Here is a 17928-nt window from a genome sequence, read left to right on the forward strand (position 1 = left end):
AGGGCCGTCCATTCCTAGGATCGGACGGTCAGCCAGCAGGCCAGACTCGCGGCAGGAACGACGTGCACGGGACGCGGATCCAGGAACCCAGGAAGGGCTCGAGCCGAGCCTTCCCTGTGCTCGGCGCGCCCGGTCGGATCGTCGCCGAACGTCCCCGAGATCGGGGAGGGCGGCCGTGCGGGTAGCAACCGAGCACCGCCTCGTCCTGGCGAACCCGGGCGAGACCGTCGAGGTCCGCGTCGACGTCGTCAACACCGGCGAGCTGATCGAGGGCGTGACCGCCCACCTGATCGGTCTGCCCGACGGACAGATCAGCGTCGAGCCGCAGCTGCTGCCGCTCTTCCCCGACTCCCAGGGCCAGATCACCCTCTCCGTCGGCGTACCGACCCACCAGCCGGCGGGCATGCACCCGCTGACCGTCGCGGTGGTCTCGCATGGTGCCGGGTCCCCGACGCAGCACGTCGACATCGACCTCTCCGTGTCGGCCCGCCCCGCGGTCAAGCTCGCGGCCGACCCGCAGGCGATCCGGTCCAAGCGGTCCGGACGGTTCGTCCTGATGGTCGAGAACAGCGGCAACGTGGCGCTCGACGCCGTCCTGGGGACGACCCAGGAGGACAAGAGGACCAAGACCCGGCTCTCGCCGGAGACCCTGCGCGTCGAGCCCGGAGCGACCGTGCCCGTGATCGTCGCGGTCAAGGGCCCGCGGATGCTCACCGGCTCCGAGACCGATCGGATGGTGACCGTCGGCCTGGTCGCCAAGCGCGCCTACGCCATCCCCGCGATGGACGAGACCGAGACGGGTCCGGAGCTCGAGCGCGAGACGACGATCCGGCTGCGGCAGAAGCCGTTGGTCAGCCGGGGTCTGCTCACCGCCCTGATCCTGCTGGCGATCGTCGCGCTGTGGGCCGCGATCTTCCTGCTCGGGCTGACCCAGGTGCTCTCCGGGGACCCGAAGACCAAGACGGCGCCGGCGTCCTTCTTCCCGGTCGCCGCGGACACCGGCACCGGCGCCGACGGCGGCACCGACGCGGGTCGCGACGGGAGTGCCGGCGGCTCCGGGGGTGGCACGGCGGAGGACGGCGACGAGTCGGTCGACGTCGCCCCACCTGCGGGAGCCATGCCGAAGACCGGGCTGCTGCCCGCTGGCGTCGGCGGCGAGATCGCCGGCACGGTGACCGCGGCCAGCGACCAGATGCCCGCCGGCCGGATCACGGTGCAGGCCTACCGCCAGGGCCGCGACGGGCTGGTCCAGGTGAGCTCGGCCGCGACCCAGACCGACGGCACCTACAGCCTGGCCGGGCTGTTCCCCACGGCGTACGCGCTCAAGTTCAGCGCCGACGGCTACCACTCGATCTGGTACCCAACGGCGCCCTCGAAGACGGGTGCCAAGAAGGTGGACGTCGCGGCCCAGGGCAAGGTCGAGGGCATCAACGTCGTGATCCAGGGCAAGCCCGCGAAGATCACCGGCGACATCGACCCGGGCGACTCGCTCGTGCCGGTCGCCACCAAGGTGGTCGCCCGGCTGACCACCGCGACGGGCGGCGCCGAGGCGGTCGCCACGACGGTCGCGAAGGGTCCGAGCTACACGCTGAGGAACCTGCCCGCCCCGGCCACCTACGAGCTGAGCTTCACCGCCCCCGGCTACCAGGCCACCAAGGTGGTGACGACGGTCGCGGGAGGCGAGCCCCGGATCCAGCCCACCGTCGTCCTCAACGCCGGCACCGGTCAGATCAGCGGCCGGGTCACCGACGGCACCGACCCGATCGGCAACGTCACGGTCACCACCACCGTGGCCGGCAAGGAGGTCTCGGTCATCACGCCGACGACCGGTCAGGTCGGCGTCTACGCGCTCGACCACCTGCCGACGCCCGGCACCTACATGCTCACGTTCACCAGCGAGGGGCACGGCTCCCGAGCGGTCATCGTCGACCTGGAGGCGGGGCAGAGCAAGACCTCGGTGAACGCCCGCCTCGTCGCGGGCACCGGCAGCATCGCCGGGGTCGTCCGCGACGCCGACGGCAACGGGCTCGGCGGCACCTCGGTCGTCGTCGGCGGGTCGGTCCAGAGCGGCGGCAGCGTCGACACCAGCACCCTGCCGTCGACCACGACCCTGACCGACGGTGCGGTCGGCAGCTTCGCCATCGGCGGGCTCACCGCTCCCGGCGACTACACCCTCACCTTCATCCGCGACGGCTACGCGTCCGAGACCGTCCCGATCAGCCTGACCGCCAACGGCGCGCCGCCCCAGGTCAACGTCACCCTCGGCACCCAGCTCGGCGGTATCCGCGGCACCGTCACCGGTCCCGGAGGGCGGGTGTACGTCGGCGCCACGGTCACCGCGACCAACGGCGCCCGCGCCTGGAGCACGACCAGCAGCGCGGCCGGCGGGACGCTGCCCCACGGTGGCTACCTCTTCAGCGCCCTCCAGCCGGGCACCTACAGCGTCACCGTCACCGCCGACGGCATCAAGCAGCGGACCGGCATGGTCACGGTGCGGTCGGGCTCCGTCGCGACCCAGAGCTTCACGCTGCGGGCGGCGGGCTGATGTACGTCGAGCTGAGCCAGCGCCGGATCGTCGCCGTACCGCAGCGCCCCGAGCCCCTCGAGATCACGATCAGCAACACCAGTGACGTCATCGGCGGCTACACGCTGCGGTTCCTGGGCGCCGACCCCAGCTGGATCGAGGTGGAGGAGAGCGACATCTCGCTCTTCCCCGACGAGACGAGGACGATCACGGCGCTGATCACGGTGCCCGAAGGCATGACGGCCGGCGACCGACGGATCACCGTCCAGGTGCGCGAGCTGACCCCGCCCGAGGCGACCAGCATCGAGGAGGTCGTGCTCGTCGTGCCCGAGGCGCGGTCGGTGCAGATGCGGGTCGACCCGATGTCGCTGCAGGCCGGCAAGATCGGCCGCTTCGGGCTCCTGGTGGACAACACCGGCAACACCACGATCCACAGCCGGCTGACGGGCACCGACGCCGAGGGCAAGGTGCGCTTCGACTTCCAGCCGCCGGTCCTGGACCTGCACCCCGGCGAGCACGCCGTCGTCGAGCTCAAGGCGAAGGGCAAGCGGCCCTTCGTCGGCGGACCCTTCGTCCGGATCCTCGACATCGGCCTCGAGGACCCGAGCCCGGTCGACGCCCCGGTGTTCGAGGCACCGCCCGAGACCGTCGAGCAGAAGCTGACGGTCAAGCGCCTGAAGAAGAACCCGGCGGCACCCGCCCCCGGCTCCGAGGAGCCGGTGCTCGCCAACGCGTCGTTCGTCCAGCGGGCGGTCCTCGGCCGGGGCCTGCTGTCGTTGCTCGGGCTGCTCTTCGCGCTGTCCGTCTTCGCCGTGGTGATCACGCTGGCCCTGTCGCGGATCGTGGGGCAGTCCGCCGCCGACCGCAACCTCGCGCTGGAGATCGCGCAGGCGCGCAACGCCGCCGCCACGTCCGGCAGCAGCGGCATGTCCGGGACGGTGCTGCTGCTGACCTCGGGCCAGCCGGTGCCGGGCGTCGCCATCGACGTCTACCCGGCCGACGACACCTCGACCCCCATCGCGAACACCGCCACCAGCGACAAGGGCACCTGGGCGGTCGCCGACCTGCCGGCCGGCGACTACAAGGTCACGTTCCGCGGCGCCGGCTTCGTGCAGCTGTGGTACCCCCAGGCCCTCTCGGCGGACAACTCCGAGACCGTCACCCTCGAGGCCAACAGCCAGAAGGCCGGTCTCGACGTCTCGCTCGGCGGCGTGCCGGCGTCGATCAGGGGCACGGTGCTCGGGGACGACGTCTCCGCGGCCTCGCTCGCCCTCACGGTGCCGGTCGCCGGGGGCGGGAGCGGTGCCGGGCCGGCCGGCGCCGTCGTGCAGACGGTGCCGATCGGCTCCGACGGGTCGTTCGAGCTCGTCAACGTGCCGTCGCCGAGCGTCTACGAGCTGGTCGTCACCAAGACCGGCTACGCCACGGCGAGCCAGCGCGTCGACGTCAGCGCCGGCGAGGAGCGCGACGGCGTCGAGATCTCCCTGCGCAAGGGCGACGGCGTCATCACCGGGGCGGTCAGCTCGGCCTCCGGTCCGCTGGGCGGGGTCACGATCTCCGCGACCTCCGGGCAGACCGAGGTCACGACGATCTCCCTCACCAACCAGAACGTCGGCACCTTCACCCTGCGCGGCCTGCCCACGCCGGCCAGCTACACGGTCGTGGCCAGCAAGCCCGGCTTCGCCTCGCAGACGATGACGCTCACGCTGGCCAAGGGCCAGAAGCTGACCGGGGTCGGGCTGACGCTGGGCAAGTCGTCGGGGTCGCTCAAGGGTGCGGTCTCGCTGCTGCCCGACCGGGCTCCCGCGGCCGGGGTCGCCGTCACCGTGACCGACGGCGAGCACACGATCGTCACCGCGACCCAGAGCTCGGGCCACATCGGCGACTGGAAGGTGGGGGGACTGGCCGTCCCCGGCACGTACACCGTCACCTTCAACCGCGCCGACTTGGCGGCCCAGACCCTGTCGGTCTCGCTCGACGCCGCCGGTCAGATCACGCCCGGCTCGCAGGGCGGGACCGTCACCTCGGCCGGGATCGAGGTGGCGATGCAGCCCTCGGCCGCCGTCGTCAAGGGCACGATCCGCCAGCCGAGCGCCGCCGGGGCCGCGTCGGCCCAGCCGGTCGGCGAGGTCAGCGTCCAGCTGAGCTCGGGCTCGGCGACGTACTCCGTCATCACCGCGTCGGTCCCCAGCACCAAGCAGGGCAGCTACCGCATCGAGAGCGTGCCGCCCGGCACCTACACGTTGAGCGTGAGCCGCAACGGCGTCAGCCCGACCTCGACGATCGTGCAGCTCACCGCCGGCCAGGTCCTCGACTACAGCCCGGTGCTGGCCGCCGCGGCCGCCATTCGTGGCACCGTCACCCTCGGGGGCTCGGCCGTCCCGGCTGGCTGGTACGTCGAGCTCTACCGGTCCTCCAGCTATCCCGACGACCCCTACCGGACCGTCCGCACCGCGTCCGACGGCTCCTTCGAGTTCGACGACGTCGACGCTCCCGAGGTGTACGTCGTCGAGGTCCGCCCCACCCGCGGCAGCGCGCCTGCCGGCTCCCGGACCGTCCAGCTCTCCGCGAGCGAGCAGCGGACCATCACCGTGAAGGCGGACCCATGACCCCCGGCCACCCGATCTCGGAGCCCGCACCCGGCCTGGTGGTCTCGACGCTCCTGCGCACCGCGGCCGGGTCACCGCTGCCGGTGGAGGTGACCCTGACCAACAACGCCGCGTCGCCGCGTGTCCTGGTGGTCGGGGCGCTCGGCGTCGATGCCGCCTGGCTGCCGGCGCCCGTGCGGACCGGCGTCCTGGAGCCGGGTCAGAGCATCATCGTCACGCTGATCGTCTCGCCGTCCCTCGGCACCGTGCCCGGGCACTACCCGTTCGCGTTCACGGTCCAGGCGCTGGATCCTCTGACCGGCCGACCGGCCGGGTCGGCCGTCGTGATGGTCGACAGCGCCATCGTGGTCAACCCGCGCAACCAGCTCACCCTCGAGCTGCGCCCGCGCTCGATCAGCACGGTCTCCTCGCGCAAGGTCATGCTCAGCCTGCGCAACACCGGCGCCGAGCCGGCCCGGGTCACCCTCGAGGTGCAGACCTCGCCGCGCGTGCGGGTGCGCTTCCGCAAAAAGGTGGTCGAGGTGCTCCCCGGCGCCACCGAGCAGGTGCGCGGCCGCGCCACGGTGACGCACCGCCGGCTCTTCGGCGGGGACAGCAACCACACCTACACCGTGAGCGCGAGCGGCACCGAGTCGCTGCGCCACGTCGAGGGCTCCGTCACCCAGCACCCACTGGTCGGGACCATGCTGATGAAGGCCGTCGCGCTGCTCTCCGTGCTGGCCATCTGGATCGGCGCGGCCGTCATCTTCATCCCCCAGCTCGCGCACCGGATCGGCGACCGGTCCAGCGAGACGAGCACGAGCAGCGCCGGCGGCGGCGACGGCCAGGACTCCCAGGACTCCCCGGGGTCGGACGACTCCGGCTCCGGCGGCTCGGACGGCGGCTCCGGCTCCGGTGGCTCCGACGACAAGGCCGGGGGCGCCGGCGGTGCTGGCGACAAGGGCGACAAGGGCGGCAAGGGCGGCACCGAGCCGGCCGTCGCCACCGACAAGAGCGTGACCGCGCTGTCGGGCACCGTCGCCGGTGAGGCGCCCGCCGGCGTACGGGTGAGCCTGGAGCCGACGTCGCTGGTCGACGAGGACGCGCAGGGTGGCGTCGGGGTCGGCGTCCCGAGCCCGCAGCTGGCCAAGACCGGGATGAGCCTCGCGTCGTCGTTCCTCAACCGCGCGCTGCCGACGACGCCGCCGAACCGGACGGCGACGACGACCACCGACGGGTCGTGGGCGTTCGCCGGCGTGAAGAAGCCCGGCTACTACCTGCTCACGTTCAGCAAGCGCGGCTTCCAGAAGCAGTCCTTCGTCGTCGACTCCACCAGCGAGGCCTCGGCCAAGCCGCTCGAGGTCACCCTCGCGGCCGGCCAGGGCACCCTGTCGGGCACGGTGACCGGCCCGCGCGGCAAGGTCGGGGCGGCGACCGTCACGATCACCGACGGCACCAACACGATCACCACCAGCAGCAACTCGCGCGGGCGCATCGGGCACTGGGCGGTCAAGGGGCTCTCGACGCCCGGCGACTACGTCGTGCAGGCGGCCAAGCCGGGGCTGTCGAGCGAGTCCCGGATGGTGCGCCTGTCCGCCGGTGGCAGCGCGACGGCGGACCTCGGGCTGCGGTACGGCGTGGGCAGCCTGGTCGGCAAGGTCCGCTCGACCAACGAGTCGGGCGAGCTCACCGGGGTCGGCGGCGCGACCGTGACGGTCACCAGCGAGGACGGCGCCGTGCGGACCGCCACGACGCTGACGCGCGGTGCCGCCTCGGCACGCGGCAGCAGCGCTCGGGTGGGAGCCGACTTCGTCGGCACCTACACGGTCCCGGGCCTGCCGGTGCCGGCGACGTACACCGTGACCATCACCGGGGCGGGCCTGCAGACCCAGACGAGCAAGGTGCGGTTCAAGCGCGGCCAGTCGCGCGCCAGCACCGGCGCCGACCTGACATCGTCCTCCGGCTCGGTCGCCGGGACGATCACCGGCCTGGACACCGACGGCGACCGGAGCGGTGTGGTCGGGGCCGGGATGACCCTGTCCAACGCCGACAACACCTACAAGACGATGTCGACCTCCCAGCCCTCCGGCGGCTACCTCTTCGCCGGCGTCGAGCCCGGCACGTACTCGCTCGAGACGAAGTTCTTCGGCTTCGTCAGCGACCACGTCACCGTCACGGTGCGCGCCGGCCGGACGGCGACGGCGGACCGGCAGATCTCCGAGGTCGAGGGCGGCGTCCTCGCGGCTCGGTCGGCGGTGCAGGGCCGCGCCATCGACGGCAGCACCGGACTGGCCATCAACTGCCCGGTCGGCGACGACGACTGCGTGGTCGCCGACGTGGTCGATCGCGGTGTCGACGAGGGGCCGGCCGACGACCGCGCGTACGACATCACGTTCCTGCCCACCGACGAGTTCACGCTCCCGGACCCGCTGAAGGACCCGGCCGGTGGCCTGCTGCCGGGCATGCACACCGTCACGGTGTCGGCGCCGCACTACTCCTCCACCAGGACCAAGATCCGGGTCGGCGCAGACGAGACCGCCAACCTCGGCACCGTGGCCCTGCTGCCGGCCCCGAAGATCGTCGGCACCATCACGGCGGTCACCGGGTCGCCCACCGGCAGGACCTGTGTCTTCGCGGTCGCCCAGGGCGGTGCCGCGCCCGCCGCGGGCTGTGACACGAGCTCGTCCGGCGGCGCCCACGCCTGCCAGGCGGACGACGCCACGTTCACGGACGTCTCCACCGACCGGGTCTGCGCCTTCATCGCGGGCGGGACCGGGAGCTACTCGATCGAGGTGCCCGCCGAGGGCACCTACACCATCTACGTCCAGTCCGCCGACGTCGAGTACGTAGCGCCCCACCCGGCCGGGGTCCTGCTCGAGGCCGGTGTCTCCCGCAACCAGTCCTACGTCCTGAACCGCCTCGGCCGGGTCCTCGTCTCGGTGCGCCGTACCGGCTCCACCGGCGGGCTCGTGCCGGCGGTCGGCTCGGTCATCGGACCGGTCCCGGGCGGCGGCACGCCGGTGCCCAGCACCGCCAAGACCGACGTCAACGGGGCCATGCAGTTCAAGGGCGTGGCGCCGGGGACCTACACGATCTCCAGCGACCTCGACCCGTCCAGGACCACGACCTTCTCCGTGGGGCTGAACCAGGACCAGCCCGCCCGGATCAACCTGACGTCGCCGATCGACGCGGCGGTCGGGCAGGTGAGGTCCAGCGTGGACGGCGTCACCACGAGCGTCGAGCAGGCCACCGTGCGGGTGACGGCCCCCATCGACTACGACGCCGACGACTCGATCGTGCGCGACACCGTCGAGATGAAGACGACCAGCCAGGGCTGCTTCATCATCGAGAAGAGCCTCTCCGAGTCCCCGGCGGTGCCGGGGGCCGGGGGCTGCTCGTGGCCGGTGGGCCCGGACCCGTCACGCGGCAAGATGACCTTCCTGTCGCCGGTGACCACCTCGGTCTACCTGTGGGCCCCGGGCTACGTGGAGGACACCCGGCCCAACGTCACCCTGACCACCGGCTCGACGCTGAACAGCTTCACCCTCGCTCCGCTGCCGGTGCCGCTGGGGACGGTGCAGCCGGTCCTCGACGCGACCGCGCCGGCCGACCCGGTGTTCGACTGGAGCCAGGTGGCGTTCAGCGCGGCGCCCGCCGCCGGCCCGACCAACGCGATCAGCGTCCGGGCGACCGGCACCGGGTCCGGTGCCCTCACCTGGACCGACAACCGGCTCCCGGGCACCACCGACATGCTGATCCCCGGCCACTACACGATCACCGCCACCCGGGCCGGCTACCTGTCGGACACCGAGGAGCTGACCTGCCCGCTGGCCACCACGAGCCTCATCCGCTGCTCGTGGACCGACGACCCGATCACGATGACCAAGCTGTCGTCGCTCGAGGTCACCGCGCTGGACGGTGCGACCCCCGTCCTCGGGGCCACCTACGTCCTCACCCACGGCGCCGAGACGCGCACGCTGACGGCCGCGGCCGACGCGGGCTCGGTGACCTTCACCGGCCTGGACCCGAGCTACGACGACGACTACAAGGTCGAGATCCGGGCCGCCGGGTACGCGTTCGACGACACCGACACGCTCCCGCTCGCCTGCACGCCCGAGCCCACCGGGTCGCTCCACTTCGAGCTGGTGCCCGGTACGACGACCTCGTGCGCGGCCACCCTGACCCGGCTCGGCGTCATCTCCGGCACGCTCAAGGGGGTGCCCGGCCTGCCGCCGGCGTCGCTCCCGGAGACGGGACTCGTCAACGCCCCCGTCACCGCTCAGGAGTGCACCGCCATCAACACCGACGGCGACTGCACCGCGGTGACCGGCCCGGTCTTCCCCGGCACGACCGGAGCCGGGGGAGCGTTCAGCATCACCGGCACCGCCGACGACGCGGGCCTGGACACCGCCAAGGACTGGCTGGTGCGGGCCACCGTCGCCGGCTACTCCCTCCCCCCGGCCCCGGGCGCGATCCGCGGCGTGGTGGTCGAGGGGAGCGACTTCGTCGCCGGTACGGCGTCCGCCGCGCTCACCATGCGCCTGGACGCGGTCAACGCCTCGGTGGTGCTGACCATCAACAACGTGCCGATCACCGGCACGGCGTCGGTCGACCTGATGACCCTGGACGAGAACAACCAGCTGGTCCCCGTGCAGAGCGCCGTGCGTGGCACCTCGGCGTTCACGCTGACCGGGGTCATCCCGGGGGCTTACGTCATCCGAGTCTCGGGCGGCGGACTGCAGGCGCAGACGCAGTCGGCCACCATCTCGACCACCGGCCAGATCATCACCATCACGGTGGTGCGCATCTCCAACGTCGCGCGCGCCACGATCACCGCCGACGCGCCCGCCGGGGCGCTGGCCGGCGCCGACGTCAGCATCTGCCCGACCGAGGACTGCGACTCGGTGCTCGCCGGCAGCGACACGGTCGCGCTGTCCAAGACCACCGACGCGGCCGGCGGCGTCGTCTTCCGCACCGTCCCGGACGGCGACTACTGGGTGAAGGTCACCAAGACCGGCTACCGACCGCAGACCCTGGGCCCCTTCGAGTTCGACTACCTGATCGGTGACCTGCCGCTCATCACGGCCCAGATGGTGCAGGTGAAGCGCACCGTCACGATCACCGTGAAGCGGAGCTGGTCCAACGACGCCCTGACCGGGGGAACGGTGAGCCTCCAGCAGGGCAGCAAGACGCTCGCCCCGGTGCCGCTGACCGCCTCCGGGAGCGACCTCTCCGCGACGTTCAACCAGGTCACGTGGGGCTGCTGGACGGTCACGCTGACCCGGCCGGACCGCCACCTCGGCACCGTCGGGTCGCTGCAGGACCGCCCGACGGACCCGGACATCGCCAGCTGCTCGGCGTCGGACGAGATGAAGGTCCCGTCGACGGACGACGACACCGCGGCGACCGCCTCGCTGTCGATCGACGAGGGTCGGATCGACGTCACCGTCGCCGCGACCCCCGAGCCGAGCTTCGGGCATGCCGCGCCGGCGATGAAGGTGACGATCAAGAGCGGCAGCAACGTCGTCTACACCCAGAGCCCCTTCACGCTGGGGACCCTCGACGTCTGGCTGCCGACCGGCAAGACCTACACGGTGCGCGCCGAGCCGGTGACGGCGGACGCGTTCTGGCCCGCGGACCAGACGGACGTCCCGCTGCCCGCGACGAAGCCCGCGGGCGACGCGAAGATCGCGTCGCTCTCCCTGGTCGAGAAGTCTGCCAAGCTCAACGTCGACGTCTCCGGCAACGGCCCGGGTGGTGCTGTCCTCACCCTGACGCCGCCGGCGGGCGAGTCGGTGCCGGCGGCGTACCTGCCCTCGGTCACGACCGGTGCCGACGGCAAGTACACCCTCACGCTGCCGGGCGGCGAGTGGTCGGTGAAGGCGTCCGTCACCGGCGACGACGACGAGGACACGATCACCCTGGCGGCACCACAGACCTACACCTTGCCCGCGCTGACGGTGAAGCTGCCGGCGACGGGGGCCACGGCCGGCAAGCCCGGCGCGTTCACGCCCGCGGGGTCGAAGATTCCGGCGGACCGGGCGGCGCTCGCCGGCGTCACGGCCAGCCCGGCGACACCGTGGACGTCGGGTCAGCGGGTCGTCCTGGCCAGTGGGACGGCGCACTGGGACGGCACGGCCTGGGTCGCGGGCTCCGCGCCGTAGCGCGGCCGGGTGCCCGCTCCGGGTGGAGGCGGCTCAGCGCAGGGAGTACGTCGCGAGCGAGACGCCCACGTAGTGCGCGACGAACGCCAGGATCGTGAAGGTGTGGAACACCTCGTGGAAGCCGAACCAGCGTGGCCACGGGTTGGGGCGCTTGAAGCCGTAGACCGCGCCGCCAAAGGTGTAGAGGGCCCCGCCGACGACGATCATCGTGAACGTCGCCATGCCCACGCCGACGCCGAGCTTGGTGGCACCGTCGAGGAAGGCGGGCAGGAAGAAGACCGCGGCCCAGCCCATCGCGATGTAGAGCGGGACGTAGAGCCAGCGCGGGGCGTCGGTCCAGAAGACCCGGAAGAGGACCCCGAGGATCGCGCCGCCCCAGACGGTGGCGAGCAGCACCCAGCGGGTGGTGCCCTCGAGGAGCAGCAGGCTGAACGCCGTGTAGGACCCGGCGATCAGCAGGAAGATGTTGGCGTGGTCGAAGCGGCGCAGGAACGCCCACGTCCGGGGCGACCAGGTGCCCGTGTGGTAGATCGCGGACACCGTGAAGAGGATCAGGGCGGTGCCGGTGAAGGCGGCCGAGCCGATCCGGGTCGTGCTGGTGGGGGAGAGCGCGATCAGCACGATGCCGGCCGCGAGCGTCACCGGCGCCGTAGCGAGGTGCAGCCATCCGCGCAGCTTGGGCTTGATGTCGGCCGTGAGGTCGGCGACCGCGCCCTGCAGGTGGTCGAGCCCCGCACGCATCGTCTGGTTCACGGACTGATCCATGCTTCGAACTTACCCGCCGAAGGTCACGAAAACACCACGGGCGGTGAACGTCACGTCAACGGCGTACGGCTCCCCGCCGTTACCATCGGAGGGTGGACTGGAAGCGGGGAGCTCGTCGGGTGCTCTATCCGGCGTACGAGGCCCGCGTGCTGCGCCGGATGCCGGTCGAGGGCCTGCCCCAGCACGTCGGCGTGATGCTCGACGGCAATCGGCGGTGGGCCAAGGCGGTCGGTCGTGACACGGCTCACGGCCACCGAGCAGGCGCCGCCAACATCGAGCCGCTCCTGGGCTGGTGCGACGAGGTCGGCATCGAGGTGGTGACGCTGTGGCTGCTCTCCACCGACAACCTGAACCGTCCCGAGCGTGAGCTCGCCCCCTTGCTCGACATCATCGGGGAGGCCGTGGAGTCGCTCGCCGACCAGCAGCGGTGGCGCATCCACCCCGTCGGCGCGCTCGACCTGCTCCCCGCGGCGACCGCCGAGCAGCTCAAGGCGGCGGCCGAGCGGACCCGCGACGTCGACGGGATGCTGGTCAACGTGGCGGTCGGGTACGGCGGCCGGCGCGAGATCGCCGACGCCGTACGGTCCCTCCTCCACGAGTCGGCCGCCAAGGGCATGTCGCTCGAGGACCTGGCCACCGTCATCGACGTCGAGCACATCGCCGAGCACCTCTACACCAAGGGACAGCCCGACCCCGACCTGGTGATCCGGACCTCGGGGGAGCAGCGCCTGGGCGGCTTCCTGCTCTGGCAGAGCGCGAAGTCGGAGTTCTACTTCTGCGAGGCCTACTGGCCGGACTTCCGCCGGGTCGACTTCCTGCGTGCGATCCGGGCCTACGCGCTGCGCGAGCGCCGCTTCGGGTCCTGATTTCGCGCCCTCGGACGGTCCGTATTTCGGCCGCGTGACGTTCACCGAAAGGTTGGGCGTGTCGCCTCCGGTGGCCTCCTCGGGCGGCGTACTTTCCGAAGTGTCGGGGAGTGGGGAAGCTCTCCGTATCGGGAGGCCCGTTCGTGATTGCTCACGACTGCACAGCGCAGCAGCAGCGTTGCTGGTGCGCGACCGGGAGCCGGCACTCCGGCGCTCGGGCTCGTTCCGGTCCATCAGTGTGAGTTGCTGGCCGGACGCGGAGTGCCCGCCGGCCTGTTAAGGGGTGTCATCGTGCCGACCCAGGCTCAGAAGTCACAGCGCTCCCCCACCGCCGCCAGGACCCGTGCCACCGCCGCACCCGGCGTCCGCACCTATGTCCTGGACACCAGCGTGCTGCTGGCCGACCCGGGCGCCCTCAAGCGCTTCGCGGAGCACGAGGTCGTGCTCCCGGTCGTGGTGATCACCGAGCTGGAGGGTAAACGGCACCACCCCGAGCTGGGGTTCTTCGCCCGCAGCGCGCTGCGGGCGCTCGACGAGCTCCGCGTCGTCCACGGCCGGCTCGACGAGCCGGTCCCCGTCGGCGAGGAGGGCGGCACGCTCCGGGTCGAGCTCAACCACACCGACCCGACCTCCCTGCCCTCCGGCTTCCGGCTCGGCGACAACGACACGCGGATCCTCGCGGTGGCGCACAACCTCTCCGAGGAGGGCTGCGACGTCACGCTCGTCTCCAAGGACCTGCCGCTGCGGATCAAGGCCTCCGCGGTCGGTCTCGATGCCCAGGAGTACCGCGCTGAGGCGATCAGCGACTCCGACTCCGGCTACTCCGGCATGGCCGAGCTCGAGGTCGCGGCGACGGACCTGGACGAGCTGTACGACGACGGCGTCCTCGACCTCGAGGAGGCCCGTCAGCTGCCGTGCCACCAGGGCCTGGTGCTGCTCTCCGACCGCGGTACGGCGCTGGGCCGGGTCGGTCCGGACAAGCAGGTGCACCTGGTGCGCGGTGACCGCGAGGCGTTCGGCATCCACGGCCGCTCCGCCGAGCAGCGGATCGCGCTGGAGATGCTGCTCGACCCGGAGGTGGGGATCGTGTCCCTCGGCGGCCGGGCCGGCACCGGCAAGTCCGCGATGGCGCTGTGTGCCGGGCTCGAGGCGGTGATGGAGCGCGGCCAGCACAAGAAGGTCGTCGTCTTCCGCCCGCTCTTCGCGGTCGGCGGTCAGGAGCTCGGCTACCTGCCCGGCTCCGAGACCGAGAAGATGTCGCCCTGGGGCCAGGCGGTCTTCGACACGCTCGGCGCGATGACCTCCAAGGAGGTCATCGACGAGATCCTCGACCGGGGGATGCTCGAGGTGCTGCCGCTGACCCACATCCGTGGTCGGTCCCTGCACGACGCCTTCGTGATCGTCGACGAGGCGCAGTCGCTGGAGCGCAACGTGCTGCTGACGGTGCTCTCCCGCATCGGCGCCAACTCCAAGGTGGTGCTGACCCACGACGTGGCCCAGCGCGACAACCTCCGGGTCGGCCGGCACGACGGCGTGGTGGCGGTGATCGAGAAGCTGAAGGGCCACCCGCTCTTCGCCCACGTCACCCTCACCCGGTCCGAGCGCTCGCCGATCGCGGCCCTGGTCACCGAGATGCTGGAGAACGTCACGCTGTGATCATGGTGCTGCTGGGCCTCCTGTGACTGTTGTGACGGGGGAGGTGGGACGCTACGGAATTGGCCCTAGAGATCGGGCAGTTCGGTTTGCAACCACCTTCCTCGTCAGGCAGGGTGGCCGTGATCTTCTCGTGACCTGGCGACAGCGTCGTCGCCTGCGAGCGTCCGGGCAGATCTCCGCACGAGTCGTCTACCCCGGAACCCCGAGGCCTTGTCGAAACACGCGAAGTACGTCCCGAAGCACCGGAACGTTCCCGAGCCGACGCTGCGTGAAGCACCCCGGAAGGCGCTGCGCCACGGGGTCGTGATGACGTCGGTCGCCCTCGCGGTCACCGGCATCGCCGTGTCCGGTGGCGTGCTCGGCGGGGCGCCCGCGAAGGTCACGACGACCGCCAACGACCTCGGTGCCCAGCGCGGCGACGAGTCGGCGAGCGCGGGCACCGGAGCAGGCGTGGGTGCCGCGGCGATCGACCGGGCGGTGACGTCGCGGTCCGCGGATCGCCGTACCGACGCCGACCCGGCCAAGGTGAGCGCCCTGTCGGCCACCAGCGGCCCGGCGCGGACCAGCTCGGTCGACCTCAGCCAGGGCGACCCCAAGGACATCGCGCGGACGCTGATGGGGAAGTTCGGCTTCGGTGCCGACCAGTTCGGCTGCCTGGACTCGCTGTGGACCCGCGAGAGTGGCTGGAACCCCGCCGCGCACAACGCCTCCTCCGGCGCCCACGGCATCCCGCAGGCCCTGCCCGGCTCGAAGATGGCCTCCGCCGGCCCCGACTGGGAGCACAACGCCGCCACCCAGATCACCTGGGGCCTGGGCTACATCCAGGACCGGTACGGCAGCCCCTGCGGCGCGTGGGGCCACTCCGAGTCCCACGGGTGGTACTGAGGGGCCCGTCGTGGATCCCCGGTTAACCGGGTATCCCTGAACTCCTCAGGCACTGCAGAGCCCCAGAAGCTCACGAAGTGCCTGAGGAGTACGCCGCTCAGGGGTGCGTCATCGACTCCACGTCGAGGGCCTCGTCCAGCTGGGCCTCGGTGAGCTCGCCGCGCTCGACGTACCCCATCGCGAGCACGGTCTCGCGGATCGTGGCGCCCTCGGCCAGGGCCGCCTTGGCGATCTTGGCCGCGGCCTCGTAGCCGACGTACTTGTTCAGCGGGGTCACGACGGACGGGGAGGACTCGGCGTACTGCCGCATCCGGTCGGCGTTCGCGGTGATCCCGTCGACGCAGCGCTCGGCCAGCAGCCGGGAGGCGGCGGCCAGCAGGCGCACCGACTCCAGCACGTTGCGCGCGATCACGGGCATCGCGACGTTGAGCTCGAAGCTGCCGCTCGCCCCGGCCGCGGTGACGGCGGCGTCGTTGCCGATCACCTGGAAGCAGACCATCAGCGTCGCCTCCGGCAGCACCGGGTTGACCTTGCCCGGCATGATGCTGGACCCCGGCTGGAGGTCGGGGAGGTGGATCTCCGCGAGCCCGGTGGTCGGGCCCGACGACATCCAGCGCAGGTCGTTGCAGATCTTGATCAGGCCGACGGCGACGGTCTTCAGGACCCCGCTCAGCTCGACGAGCGAGTCGCGGGTGCCCTGCGCCTCGAAGTGGTCGCGGGCCTCGGTGAACGGCTGCCCGGCCTCCTCGGAGAGTACGGCGATGACGCGCTCGGCGAAGCCGGGCGGGGTGTTGATGCCCGTCCCGACCGCGGTGCCGCCCAGCGGCAGCTCGCGCACCCGGGGGAGGACGGACTCGAGCCGCTCGACGCCGTACCGCACGGTGGCGGCGTAGCCGCCGAGCTCCTGGCCGAGCATCACCGGGGTGGCGTCCATCAGGTGGGTGCGCCCGGACTTCACCACGCCGGCGAACTCCTCCGCCTTGGCGCCGAGGCTGTCGGCGAGGACCCCGAGGCCCGGCAGCAGGTCGTCGGCGACGGCGAGGGTGGCGGCGACGTGGATCGCGGTCGGGAACGTGTCGTTGCTCGACTGGCTCGCGTTGACGTGGTCGTTGGGATGGACCTCGGTGCCGGCCCGGCCCGCGAGCGAGGCGATGACCTCGTTGGCGTTCATGTTGGAGCTGGTGCCCGAGCCGGTCTGGAAGACGTCGATCGGGAACTCCGCGTCGTGCTCACCGGCGACCACGGCGTCCGCGGCCGCGACGATGGCGGCCGCCGGCGCCGGGTCCAGTACGCCGAGGTCGGCGTTCACCTTCGCCGCGGCGGACTTCACCCGACCGATCGCGTGGATCAGCGCGGGCTCGATCGGGGTGCCGCTGATCGGGAAGTTCTCGACCGCTCGCTGGGTCTGCGCGCGCCACAGGGCATCCACGGGGACGCGGACCTCGCCCATGCTGTCGTGCTCGGTGCGGTAGTCGCTCATGCGTTGGACGGTACCCGTGCGACGTAGAGCCAGTACCGCTCCGCACGCTCCTGGAGGGTGACGTCGTGGGCCTGCTCCTCGGCCGAGCCGAAGACCGTCGTCAGCGCCGCGAGGAGGTCGGGCGAGCGCGATGCCGACCAGACGGCGAGCGCGCCGCCGTCGCGCAGCGCCGCCCGCACGCTGTGCAGGAACGGCGCGCGGTAGAGCTCGGCGTTGCCCTCGTGGACCAGGAAGTCGGGGCCGTTGTCGACGTCGAGCAGGACCAGGTCGTACGACGAGGGCGCGGCCTCCGCCAGCGCGACCGCCACGTCGGCCACGACGACCGTGACCCGCGCGTCGGCCAGCAGGGCGGGGCCGTGCGGGACCGTCCCGTTGCGCATCCAGTCGACGAGCGCCTGCTCGATCTCGACGACGGCAACCTTCTCGACCCGCGAGTCGGCGAGCACCTCGTGCATCGTGAAGCCCAGTCCGAGCCCGCCGACCACGACGGCGACCGGCGCCTCGACGACGTCCAGGGCGGCGGTCGCCAGTGCGCGCTCGGTGGTCACCTCGACGGTGTCCATCACGAACACGCCGTTGGCCCGCAGCTCCAAGGAGCTCGGACCGTTCTCCGGGCGCCGCTCGCGCAGCACCAGCTCCCCGCGCTCCGACTCGGCCCGTGCGATCTCGGCATACTCCACCCGGGCCACGCTACGGGTGACCTAGTCGAAGAGCTCGCTGAGCCAGCTCTCCTTGCGCTTCTTCTTGTAGTGGCCGGGCTGGCTGGGCTGCTGGTAGCCGTGCTGGCCGCGGTCCCACGAGGGGGCCGGGGGAGCCGGCGCCGGCGCGGTCGACTGGGTGTGAGCCCGCTCGAGGATCTTGTCCAGCTCGCCGCGGTCGAGCCACACGCCCCGGCAGGTCGGGCAGTAGTCGATCTCGATCCCGCTGCGCTCGCTCATCGTCAGCACGGTCCCGTCGGTGGGGCACTGCATGGAGGGTCCTCTCGTCGCTTACCCGGTCG

Annotated in this window: 10 protein-coding genes; 6 read left to right on the forward strand and 4 right to left on the reverse strand. The window is 72.0% G+C overall.

The window, feature by feature from the left end; all coding sequences use genetic code 11:
- Positions 1-175 precede the first annotated feature (175 nt).
- The 3 genes from N542_RS0117220 to N542_RS0117235 are packed head-to-tail and all read left to right on the forward strand — an operon-like array spanning position 176 to position 11276.
- The gene (locus N542_RS0117220; RefSeq protein ID WP_028644993.1) at positions 176-2545 is read left to right on the forward strand and encodes a carboxypeptidase-like regulatory domain-containing protein; all 2370 of its coding nucleotides are present in this window, start codon (positions 176-178) and stop codon (positions 2543-2545) included.
- Entirely contained in the window at positions 2545-5133 is a 2589-nt protein-coding gene (locus N542_RS0117225) for a carboxypeptidase-like regulatory domain-containing protein (protein ID WP_028644994.1), read from the forward strand. Before N542_RS0117220 ends, N542_RS0117225 begins: the two co-directional genes overlap by 1 nt.
- A complete protein-coding gene (locus N542_RS0117235) occupies positions 5130-11276 on the forward strand; it encodes a carboxypeptidase-like regulatory domain-containing protein (RefSeq protein WP_051551953.1) in 6147 nt (2048 codons plus the stop codon). Before N542_RS0117225 ends, N542_RS0117235 begins: the two co-directional genes overlap by 4 nt.
- Positions 11277-11309: 33 nt before the next feature.
- Here N542_RS0117235 and trhA read toward each other — a convergent pair whose 3' ends face one another.
- A complete protein-coding gene (gene trhA, locus N542_RS0117240; protein WP_051551955.1) occupies positions 11310-12041 on the reverse strand; it encodes a PAQR family membrane homeostasis protein TrhA in 732 nt (243 codons plus the stop codon).
- 92 nt (positions 12042-12133) lie between these two features.
- On the opposite strand from trhA, the gene N542_RS0117245 reads away from it, so the two are divergent.
- The 3 genes from N542_RS0117245 (at position 12134) to N542_RS0117255 (ending at position 15448) form a co-directional block, all read left to right on the forward strand.
- The gene (locus N542_RS0117245; RefSeq protein ID WP_036508275.1) at positions 12134-12907 is read left to right on the forward strand and encodes an isoprenyl transferase; all 774 of its coding nucleotides are present in this window, start codon (positions 12134-12136) and stop codon (positions 12905-12907) included.
- Positions 12908-13285: 378 nt separating this feature from the next.
- On the forward strand, positions 13286-14563 hold the full coding sequence (locus N542_RS0117250) for a PhoH family protein (protein ID WP_231482743.1): 1278 nt from the start codon (positions 13286-13288) through the stop codon (positions 14561-14563).
- 306 nt (positions 14564-14869) lie between these two features.
- Positions 14870-15448: a lytic transglycosylase domain-containing protein gene (locus N542_RS0117255; RefSeq protein WP_231482721.1), complete on the forward strand. Its 579-nt coding sequence runs from the start codon at positions 14870-14872 to the stop codon at positions 15446-15448.
- 97 nt (positions 15449-15545) lie between these two features.
- On the opposite strand, the gene N542_RS0117260 is transcribed toward N542_RS0117255, so the two are convergent.
- From N542_RS0117260 to N542_RS0117270, 3 genes are read right to left on the reverse strand one after another with little or no spacing between them, the layout of a single operon-like run.
- A complete protein-coding gene (locus N542_RS0117260) occupies positions 15546-16928 on the reverse strand; it encodes a class II fumarate hydratase (protein WP_028645000.1) in 1383 nt (460 codons plus the stop codon).
- Positions 16925-17608, reverse strand: coding sequence for a hypothetical protein (locus N542_RS0117265; protein ID WP_028645001.1), 684 nt, complete (start codon positions 17606-17608; stop codon positions 16925-16927). The genes N542_RS0117260 and N542_RS0117265 overlap by 4 nt, the downstream gene beginning before the upstream one ends.
- A gap of 21 nt (positions 17609-17629) precedes the next feature.
- On the reverse strand, positions 17630-17899 hold the full coding sequence (locus N542_RS0117270) for a TFIIB-type zinc ribbon-containing protein (protein WP_028645002.1): 270 nt from the start codon (positions 17897-17899) through the stop codon (positions 17630-17632).
- Between the last annotated feature and the right edge of the window lie 29 nt (positions 17900-17928).

It is taken from the genome of Nocardioides sp. URHA0020, from assembly GCF_000620705.1.
GTDB lineage: Bacteria > Actinomycetota > Actinomycetes > Propionibacteriales > Nocardioidaceae > Nocardioides.